Annotated in this window: 6 protein-coding genes and 1 pseudogene; 4 read left to right on the forward strand and 3 right to left on the reverse strand. The window is 47.9% G+C overall.

The genetic code is table 11. From position 1 onward, the window contains the following. Positions 1-83 precede the first annotated feature (83 nt). Positions 84-1,145 carry a glycosyltransferase gene (locus AC5I6P_RS21640; protein ID WP_495695837.1) on the reverse strand — a complete coding sequence of 354 codons (1,062 nt, stop codon included), beginning with the start codon at positions 1,143-1,145 and terminating at the stop codon, positions 84-86. A gap of 560 nt (positions 1,146-1,705) precedes the next feature. On the opposite strand from AC5I6P_RS21640, the gene aroF reads away from it, so the two are divergent. Further along, positions 1,706-2,761, forward strand: a complete 1,056-nt coding sequence (gene aroF, locus AC5I6P_RS21645) for a 3-deoxy-7-phosphoheptulonate synthase (RefSeq protein ID WP_495695838.1) — start codon at positions 1,706-1,708, stop codon at positions 2,759-2,761. Here aroF and AC5I6P_RS21650 read toward each other — a convergent pair. Beyond that, positions 2,758-4,002, reverse strand: coding sequence for a hypothetical protein (locus AC5I6P_RS21650; RefSeq protein WP_495695839.1), 1,245 nt, complete (start codon positions 4,000-4,002; stop codon positions 2,758-2,760). The genes aroF and AC5I6P_RS21650 overlap by 4 nt on opposite strands. Before the next feature lie 244 nt (positions 4,003-4,246). Further along, positions 4,247-5,875: a peptide chain release factor 3 gene (prfC, locus tag AC5I6P_RS21655; RefSeq protein WP_495695840.1), complete on the reverse strand. Its 1,629-nt coding sequence runs from the start codon at positions 5,873-5,875 to the stop codon at positions 4,247-4,249. A 190-nt stretch (positions 5,876-6,065) separates the two neighbouring features. On the opposite strand from prfC, the gene AC5I6P_RS21660 reads away from it, so the two are divergent. The 3 genes and pseudogenes from AC5I6P_RS21660 to AC5I6P_RS21670 all read left to right on the forward strand — a co-directional run bounded on the left by AC5I6P_RS21660 (position 6,066) and on the right by AC5I6P_RS21670 (position 10,365). Then, complete coding sequence (locus AC5I6P_RS21660; RefSeq protein ID WP_495695841.1) at positions 6,066-6,413, forward strand: DUF4870 domain-containing protein; 348 nt, start codon at positions 6,066-6,068, stop codon at positions 6,411-6,413. 394 nt (positions 6,414-6,807) lie between these two features. Beyond that, positions 6,808-9,222, forward strand: a complete 2,415-nt coding sequence (locus AC5I6P_RS21665; protein WP_495695842.1) for an FG-GAP-like repeat-containing protein — start codon at positions 6,808-6,810, stop codon at positions 9,220-9,222. Positions 9,223-9,574: 352 nt separating this feature from the next. Continuing rightward, a pseudogene (locus tag AC5I6P_RS21670) lies at positions 9,575-10,365 on the forward strand (IS5 family transposase). Positions 10,366-10,789: the final 424 nt, after the last annotated feature.

Here is a 10,789-nt window from a genome sequence, read left to right on the forward strand (position 1 = left end):
CGAGCGAGAATAACTATATGTCTTCTAGATTAAGCTATTGCCGATTAAGTCTACTATTTGCGTAATTAATTTCGTACAACTACTTAGATGAACACAGAGGAAGATCTACAGGTTGTTTGAGCATCTTCAATGCTATCTAACACTCGTCCAAGGGCTGCTCCTGCTGCCTCGTCAGAGAAATTCATATCAGCATATCGCTTTGCATTTGCACCAATACGATGCCTTAGGGCTTCATCGTTCCAGAGCTTTTCGATCGCTTGCAGCATACTTTCTCTGGAAAAGGGTTCTACAAGCAGCCCGGTTTCACCATCAATGATGTAGTCTTCTACACCATTGCAGCGCGTAGCAATTAAGGTGCATCCCATCCGCATAGCTTCCACAATCGTGACTTGTCCTGCGGCTGTCACTTGCTCATCTGGAGTTAAGGGCACTACATTAATGCGGGCTTGCTGCGCTAACTTTAGGCACTCGCTTCTCGATATTCCAGAGCGCGGTTCCACTTGCGATGGAATCGTTAAGCCTTCCAATGCACGTTTGCCAGCAACAACGACAGCAGGTAAGTTGAGCTTCTCAATTGCCCCAAAAAATGTCGGAAAATCTCTGTGAGCGGAACCAAGCGCCGTGATAAAAGGCTGCTGGGTCTCTTCTTTGTAGGTCACGGGAATATTAGGAACTTGGTAGGGCACAAACTCAAACCGTTCGAGGGGTAGATCAAGCCATTCACTGTAAATGTGACGCTCGCGCTGCGTATGAACAATAAAGCGATCGACATGCTGTAGGCTAACTCTGCTAATCTGTCGGCGTAGCCCTTTGTGACAAGTCCCAACATTAAATAACCAGGCAACTACAGGAATGCGTCGGCGAAAACAAAGCTGCTGCTGCAGTCCAACCACCGCTGCTAATTGAGGAAAAACTGTAATCACTCCGCCCTGAGTGGTTTGAACGGCATCCCAACCTTGCTGCCAGTGATTCACCCACTCACCAATGCCCGTGAACTTAGATTTGCGAGTGTGCCAGTTTTCTTGTGGTTTCTCACGGGGAATCAGTGTGAATTGGTGCCGCGAACCAGGCACATAAGGCTCTAACCAGTTTCCAGACCCAAAATTTTGCCGCTCGATAAAAGGTGCAGCAATAGTCCAATGCATCAATCTACTCCACGATTTGTTAAAGAATTGAAGTAACCGTTGCCCTTAACTAAAAACCCATGTGCAACCTGAGCAGGGTAGAATGCTGTATCTCAAAACATAATCGACTGCACTTAGACCAGAGGGACAAGAGAGTTGATTGATGAACAGCAGTTAAGCTACCGATTACAACTTGAAATACAACCCACTGAGCGTTAGGCACCATATATTCAGGTTATATATCAGTTCTTCAGAGGACGTTACGAGAACTGTTACAGTTCACATTGTCTTAACAAAGTATTTATTAAAAAATAATCAATGGTGCTTCAGCAGACGTGAGCAGGCATATGCCTGCTCACGTCTGAATTCTTTCAAATCGAGCTGTTTCACTGGCATTCTTACTCATAAAGCTCAAGATTCTCATGGAGCAACCAAATTTTTGCAGGGTGGCCCTGCAAGATTAGACGATTCAAAAGCCGTTTCTGAATATCTGTTTTAGGATGAGTGGACGCCCTCTTCGCAGATCCTCTTCACCTCTGCCTAGGCGGATGCCCATTCTATAACCCAACAGGAACTCCACCATGATCGTCGTAATGAAAGCTGGCTCTCCGGAAGCTGAGATCTCACGGCTTACTGAAGAATTTGTAAGCTGGGGACTGACACCCGAAAAAATTGTCGGTCAGCACAAAGTTGTGATTGGTTTGGTTGGTGAGACAGTTTCGCTCGATCCGTTGCAAATTCAGGAAGTTAGCTCGTGGATTGAGCAAGTATTGCGCGTTGAGCAACCTTTTAAGCGAGCCAGTCGAACGTACCGACATGGAGAAGCGAGCGAGGTCGCTGTTCCGACTCCTGATAAAACGGTTTACTTTGGCGAGCATCATCCGATTGTGGTTGTGGCAGGTCCTTGCTCAGTTGAAAACGAAGACATGATCATCGAAACCGCAGAGCGAGTTAAAGCCGCTGGAGCGCAGTTTCTACGTGGCGGTGCATTCAAGCCCCGCACCTCTCCCTATGCATTTCAAGGACATGGCGAGAGTGCGCTAGGACTGCTGGCGGCGGCTCGCCATGCGACAGGATTGGGCATTATTACTGAAGTGATGGACGCCGCGGATTTAGACGCGATCGCAGACGTTGCCGACGTGATCCAAATTGGGGCACGCAATATGCAAAATTTCTCGCTGCTCAAAAAAGTTGGCGCTCAAGATAAACCAGTTTTGCTGAAACGTGGGATGGCAGCGACGATCGAAGACTGGCTAATGGCCGCCGAATACATTTTGGCAGCCGGAAATTCTAACGTGATTCTGTGTGAGCGTGGCATTCGGACCTTTGACCGACAATTTGCTCGCAACACTTTAGATTTGTCTGCTATTCCGGTGCTGCGGTCGCTCACGCATCTGCCAATCATGATCGATCCAAGCCATGGCACAGGACGAGCAGAATACGTTCCCGCGATGGCAATGGCTGCGATTGCGGCAGGAACCGATTCGCTGATGATTGAAGTTCATCCGAACCCGAAAAAAGCTTTGTCTGATGGACCTCAATCTCTAACGCCCGATCGGTTTGATCAACTCATGCAGGAACTTGCCGTTATTGGAACACCCCTAGGACGTTGGACAAAGCAACCTGCGATCGTTTAAGCCTCCTGATCTAGGTCTTGCAGATTGACAAGTTGCTGTTCGACGATCTGTAAGACCTGACCCAAGGTAGGTATTACTGTTGAAGAGTCGACGGGGAGAGGTTGGCTGGCTTGAGTGCGGCGATCGCGGATCTCTCCTAGTTTTCTCTGCAAGTCCTTAGCGATACCCAGCGCATCTCGGCTCAAATTGGTTAACTGCTGCTTCTGATAAAACTTTAGCGCTGCGCCTCGTAAAATTTGCAAGGTCGCTTCCTCTCCATGAGTGTTAGGCATCATTCGGAGCCGTAGCAGCACTCTATTGTTTTGGCAAAGCCGCTCAATCTCAACCTGTTGTGCGGTTTGAAGGGGACTAGGCGGTAAGTGAGTCAAGCGCTTCAATTCGTTTAGCAGACCTTGAAAAACAGGCAAAGGAAGCTCGTTGATCACAGATTGCAAAATACCATTCTGGCTCCACAACACTCGTCCACTAGTCGCTTGACGCTCCAAGTAGAGCCGGCCAATTCCATCTATGAAAATGCGTCCGAGGAGTTCTTGTAGTAGCTGATCTGGGGGCAGTTGAGCCAAGGTCTCATCGGAGCTATTTAGATGGGTAGTACTGACTTCTAAGACGGGAAGTGCGCTTCCAGGCATCGAAAGTTGATCGCGCTGAGAAGTTGGCTCAGGGGATGAAGTGCAATGTTCTTCTTCGCGATCTAATTCATCTGGACTTTCTAAGATGTAAGTGTCTTTGGAATGAAAAGTGTCGTTGGAATGAAAATCGAGAGCGACTTTCTCAGCGATCGTTTCCTCAACTCTGGTTTGAGAGCCTGTTGATATAGACGAAGGTTCAGCAGGTGTTTTTCTTTGAGCTTGACTGTAGTTTAAATAAGCTGACAGAGCAGCATAATGGGCTTCTGATGAGAGCCGTTGAGGAGCCAACGTGTAATTCATAAAGCCTACAAGCCGACGGACGTAATCTAATGCGATCGCATCTTCTAAGGTAACCATTCCCAAGTACAAGCATCCTGCTTCTAGAGACAGCGGCAATATCTGGTGATAAAGACACGCCTCAAAAGGAAGAACGCGATCGACAAGTTGAAATGCCTTTTCGGTATCTACTTCTGCCATACCTTCTGGAGCAACACTGAGTGCCTTATTTAAGTGATGAGTTAAACAACCATTTGAAACGCGATTAGCGCAAAGCGCAACTTCGGAGAAAATGGCGTTGTCTAGTTCAAAAGGGTTGCTCGGTGAGGACACCATAGGAGTTCCGTAAGCAAATATATTTCGTGTATAATTCACTACTTTAAGTAAAGCTTCCGGAAGAACCTACGTTCTCCCTACAGTTGATCCCCTTTTGCTATGGAAAGGATTGATGATGTAGTATTCACCAATTTTTTACCTTGTCAAACATGTCTCTTGCATTAAACCTGAAAGCCCTTGATATCTCGCGCTGCGAGATATCAAGGGCTAAATTTTCGCTCCCAAGACATCCGAATCTTGGCAATCAAATTGCCATTGGTTCTCTTCCAGAGACCACAGGCGCAGTCTTATTGAGCTTCAATTCTGGATGATCGCCTTCAAGCTGCTGACAATTCCACTCATTGCGGAAAAGCAATACAGGACGCTCCCAGCTATCTTTCACCACCAGCGTGTTGAACACCCGCCCAACTTTGTGCAGCGCATCCCAACCGCCATCGACCCAGCGTGCCACAGTGTACGGCAGGTGGTCTAACAGCGTTTCGACGCCGTACTCATTTTGTAGACGGAACTGCACAACCTCAAACTGGAGTTGCCCCACGGCTGCCAAAATGGGATCGCGTTTCGCTTCGTCCGCAGAGTACATAATCTGCACTGCGCCTTCTTCTCGCAGTTCAGAAACGCCTTTGCGGAACTGCTTAAACTTAGATGGGTTGGGATTTCGGAGAAAGGCAAACATTTCTGGCGAGAAGCACGGAATACCTTCATACTCCAATTTCTGACCGCTATAAATGGTGTCTCCGATCGCAAACACGCCAGGATTGTTTAAACCAATCACATCACCGGGATAAGCTTCTTCGATCACTTCACGGTCTTGAGCAAAGAGCTTTTGAGGACGAGACAACCGAACGGTTTTTCCACTGCGAGCGTGGCTCACAGTCATATCTTTCTCAAACTTGCCAGAACAGACCCGGACAAAGGCGACGCGATCGCGGTGTTTCGGATCCATGTTTGCCTGAAGCTTAAACACAAATCCTGAGAATTCTGGATAGGTCGGCGAGATTTCGCCTTGCGTACTTTCGTGAACTCCAGGCTTGAGCGCGTGTTCCAGAAACGAATTGAGAAATAGCTCGACCCCAAAATTCGTCATCGCACTACCAAAGAAGATCGGCGTCATCTCTCCAACATGAACGGCTTCTAAATCAAGTTCTGAGCCTAACTCTTCGATCATCTCCAATTCATCTTTGAACTGGTAGTACAAGTCTTGCTCCAATAAATCCTCGATATTTGGATCGCCTAAATCGATCACGGTGTTAACCGCTTCTCGCCTTCCGTGTTCGCTGCGCTCGAATAAGTGGATTTTGCGGGTCACCCGATCGAACACCCCTTTAAAGCGATCGCCCATGCCAATGGGATAGTTCACAGCATAGGTCTGCATTCCCAGCTCTTTCTCAATCTCGTCCATCAACTCTAGCGGACTGCGGCCCGGACGATCGAGCTTGTTGACAAACGTGAAGATAGGCAGCGATCGCATCCGACACACTTCAAACAACTTTCGAGTCTGTGGCTCTAATCCTTTCGCTGCATCGATCAGCATCACCGCATTGTCGGCGGCCGCCAGGGTTCGATAGGTATCTTCACTAAAATCTTGGTGACCTGGCGTGTCGAGCAAGTTAATTTGGCAGGCACGGTAGACGAATTGCAGCACCGTTGATGTGATGGAAATACCGCGCTGTTGCTCCATTGCCATCCAGTCTGAGGTTGCGTGCCGCTGAGCGCGTCTAGCTTTCACCGACCCTGCTTCATGGATTGCACCTCCATACAGCAACAGTTTTTCGGTCAGCGTTGTTTTTCCGGCGTCAGGGTGAGAGATAATCGCAAAGTTGCGTCGCTGCTCTACCGCCGTCTGCAATTCAGCCTGAAGTTCACTAGACATGCTGGGATCTGATGGATTGCGGGGAAAGAAAGACTTGACAATACTTTAAGAATAGCGAGAAACACCGCGTTAGGAGAAGAAAATAGAAGTAGAGATGTCCGTCCTCTGTAGTCTAAGATTTGTGATCTAGACGCAACTGCTCCTTCACCTTTATTCGGTTGCTCCTATAGAACCTGACGATGGAATAGCTATGCAAAACTCTGATCAACATCGCCTCCTCTCAGCCCTTTGCCACGGCTCAATTTTCTTCAGTTCGTTACTGGTCTCGATTGGCATCCCGATCGCTATTTTATTCATTAATAACGATCCAGTAATCAAAGAAAATGCCAAAGAAGCAATTAATTTTCACATTAATCTCTATTTGTATGGAATTTTAGCAGGGCTATTAGCCGCGAGTATCATTGGCATTCCTATTGCGATCGTATTAGGCATTGCGCTCCTGGTTGCCAGCTTCATCATGCCAATCATCGCCATTATCTACAGCTTAGATAACCGCAGTCGAGCATACCGCTACCCTTTTATTTGGCGTCTTCTCTGACACAGGAGATACAAAATTCTAATCCTTTACTGAATCTTCATCTTTTAATCCGGAGATTACTCTATAGAATTGAATTCAGGGTATAGGAATCTACTGATTCTTAGGTCGGTACAGTCGTTAGCTCTATGCATCTACCCTCTTGACTTGTCGAAATAATTGACCAGTTGAAATATTAGTTTATTGAACTCAAATACCTTGCTTTAGGGGCAAACCTTCGCAAGCATCCTTAAAGTTTTAGTCGGGGCGCAAAGCGCGTCACAGTTTGCGGTGAACAGCTATAAACGTCGTAGGGTTTCCAGATCTGTTTTTTCCAGCTTCGAGTTTCGTTCAAACGCATTTAAACAACTCAATCAATACAACGCCATTACTAACGCCATTACCTTAGAGGAGGACTATGCAAGGCGATAGCCCACTGACCACGAATGTCCTCCCACTTTCATTGCCATCAGACTTTGAGCCGTTAGATCCACTTCTATCAACAACGCAGCGCTCTGCATTAGTTAGCAGTAGTCGCACCGATTTGATAGGACAAGATCTAGCAACAGGCAAAGTTCAGAGTTGGCGTCTTGACGGCAGTACACCAAAAAGCCAAGCGCTGCTCACCCTATCCGATTCAAACTATCAGCTTGCTGGAACTGGAGATTTCAACGGTAATCAGCAAGATGATTTACTCTGGTGGAACGCTCGGACTGGAGAGGTCAAGATTTGGACGATCGATGGCACAACGGCTCAACAACTACCCTTAGCAACCGTTGCAGATACTAATTGGCGAATTACCAACACTGGCGATTTTAACCAAGACGGAAAGCTAGATTTGCTGTGGCACAATTTCAAAACCGGGGAAACTGCGTTCTGGTTGCTCAATGGAACGAGCTTCAGCACAAGTGTGTATTTGCCTACCACCAGCGATTTGAACTGGGAAATCGAGACCGTCGGTGATTTTAACGGCACGGCTTCAGAGCATGGCGGACGCTCTCTTGATATTCAATGGCGTAACCGCAAGACAGGCGCAGTTGAGGTCTGGTTGCTTGACAAAACCAATTTCTCTCAATCCGTGTCGCTCGGAACTGTTGATCTGGCTTGGGATATCAAAGGCATTGGCAATTTTGATAGCAATTCTTTGGAGCTTGACAGAGCTAGTCGCAATTCCGATTTGCTGTGGCGAAATGATCAGACTGGAGAGAACGCCCTGTGGTTTTTGAACGGCACTCAGTTGGAGCGCTCTGTTTACTTGCCTTCCCAGGGTCTGGACTGGAAAATTACCAGCATCGCCGATTTTAATCGCGATGGTAGCCTTGACTTGCTGTGGCACAATACCAAAACTGGAGAAAATTCCGGGTGGTCTCTGAATCAGGGGAGCTTTGCCCGTAAAGAGACATTTCAGACGACCGAGCTAAATTGGCAGCCCTTAGGCACCCTGTTACGAAGCGATTCTGCCACCGAGGCAATTATCACTAGCTCTGGCGGCAACAACATTCCTAGCACCAGTCCGGTGACGGAGCTAACCAATGGTCAGACAACAGCGGCTCTTACCCAAGGTGACAGCATATCAACCGCGATCGCAATGAACTCAGCCATCTTTACCGTGAGCGATCAGGTCAATGGCAGCAATCTGAGCGATTTTTATCGCTTTAGTCTAGGTGAGTCAGGCGTTTTCACCGCGAACTTAGCGGATCTTAGCGGAGATGCAGACATTAAATTGATTCAAGACGCCAATAATAACGGTGCGATCGATGGCAATGAGGTCTTGGCGTATCAATGGGAGCGCGGCACCGCAAACGAATCGCTCCGACGATTCCTTAGTGCAGGCACGTACTACATTCAAGTGCTGAGTTACCGCGATCAAGCCTCTGCCTATAGCGTCTCTACAAACTTCGCAGCAATGGCTCAAGACGATCAGAAATTTAGCCTGAACTTAAACTTTGGTAGCGGATTAGAAGGATTGCAGGAGACGGCTCGAGCGGCGATCGTAGAGGCAGCGAAATTCTGGGAGAACATTATCACCAACCGCAGCGCCATCACTGAGTTTAAAGATCTAACGGTCACGATTTCAGGACAGAGTTTAGTCGGTCAGGCGGGGTTAGCTGATACTAGTACGTTAGCGCTTTCAGGACCCACCTTTGGGATTAGCGCCACCAATGATCTCGTCATTCGTCGTGGGGCAAGCACCATCAACGCCCGCCGATTTGCCGACTTCAACTCGAATCCGCTCTACCTGCGGAACGTCATGATTCATGAGCTTGCCCACGTTTTAGGCTTTGGGACAGCTTGGGAACCTGTTGAATTTGTAGATTACGATGGAACGCGATTTAGCATGGGCAAAAACTGGATCGATCGCAATTCTGCAACTTATGCCGCAGGTAGTTATGCTGGCTATGCTTACGGAGATTTACTCGGAGGAACGAGCGCTGTTGCAGTTCCAGTAGAACCGCAGGTCTTCGCTCACTGGGATGAAACGCGATATGACACAGAACTCATGACGCCCTATGCAGAAGGTTCGGGAGCGGCTACTCCACTCAGCACGTTAACTCTAGCCGCTCTGCGGGATTTAGGCTGGAGCGTTAACTCTGGTGCAACAGACACTTACGCCTTACCTCGAACTGTGGCGCAACAGGTAACAACTGAGTCAACAACTGGCCCGACATCCACGGCTCGTCAAACTACGGCGCTTCAATGCGGATGTGCAAAATGTGTCGCCGCCCTTCGAGACGAACCCCTTGCGCCAACCCAGTTAGAAGACGCTATTGCTGCTTCGCGTGCTTCCGGGAACAAAAACGCTGCCAGTCAAACGGCTCTTTTGCTCGCGTAAAACTGCTCTCAGCTACCTAGAGACAAGAACAGAGACAACTGCGTAAAAATAAAATTGCTCACACCTTAATTTGGTTGTGGACATGGATTTGGTTGTGGGCATCGGGACAGTTAAACTCTAGCTAAAGGAGATAGTGACTTCTGATTCAAGGTGTGAGTGCTTCTATAAATCTAGGTTTGAGAAGCTGAACTTTTGGCTATTGAGTGGCTATTAGACATTTAATCTATCCCTCATGGAGATAAATTATGTCTCAGAGGATGTTTAGGAAGTAGCACTAGACACCCGTAATGCAAGAAACTTCTTGGGGTTTAGGCTGAAGAATAACAAAAGCTCAACAGCCCCCCAAGAAGCCATGACTCTAGCGTATCCGACCGAACTCACGCTGGAACAGTACGAAGTGTTCCAATCGCTGCTGCTTCCTGCTGCTCAAAGTGGCAGACCTCGAACGGTGGATTTGAGGTTGGTGGTGCAAGCGATGCTGTATGTGCTGGTGAGTGGCTGTGCTTGGCGCTTGTTACCGCACGAATATCCGCCTTACTCCACGGTCTACTACTACTTTCGCAAATGGCGTAATGATGGCAGTTGGAAGCGAATTCATGACCAGTTAGTGCAGTGGGTCAGAGTGGGCGAAGACCGTCTTCCCAGTCCCAGTGCTGCGAGTCTCGATTCGCAAACCGTGGCAACTGCCGTCATGGTGCATCAGGAGGTAGGCTATGATGCGGGCAAAAAGACCAAAGGACGCAAACGCTTTACGCTGGTCGATACACTCGGATTGTTGATTGCGGTCCAAGTCGTGGCAGCGGACACTCCGGAGCGCCAAGGCGCAAAGCAATTGTTAGCTCAGGTGCACCAAGAGCGTCACCGCTGGCCTCGATAGTGCGAATCTGGGTCGATGGTGGGTTCTCCGGTGAAGCCTTTCTGCAATGGGTCATGGATACCTTCCATCTGATTCTGCAAGTCGTGTTGCGTCCTCACTCCACACAAGGGTTTGTCCTGCTCCCCAAACGTTGGACCGTCGACCGAACTTATGGCTGGTTACATTGGTGTCGTCGCCTTAATCTCGATTACGAGCGCTTACCCGCTTCCTCAGAAGCTTTCATCTACGTTGCGATGATTCGTCTCATGCTGCGTCGGCTGACCTAATTCTTCTCAAGTTCTCCGTATTCTCAAACATCCTCTAATGCTGTTGTAGGTATTGAAATCCTCAAAGGTAGATACAGAATCAGACTGCCTAGAAAAGTAGCTGAAGGTAGCAGTAGAAATTTATTCCCAAGGTTAACTGTTAGCCTCAAAAACTTTAGAAAAGCAAAAATTTTCTCTCTGTCCATAGAAGAGGACATTTTTAATCGCGTCTTTGATTGTTCCTTAGCTAAATACAAGCATGATTCTCCCTCTAGAATTTTAGTTGAGCCTCAAGTTAGGTTTGATTTGCTTCAGCTATGGGATTTATTTTGCATTCATCAGAAACCCTTCTTAGCTAGGTTGTGTTGATAATTGTGTGAAGTTGGGCTGAGAGCCTAGCCGAAAACCTGAATTGCCCGCACCACAATGCAAGCACACGATAAAT

The sequence above is a fragment of the Myxacorys sp. genome (assembly GCF_059501405.1).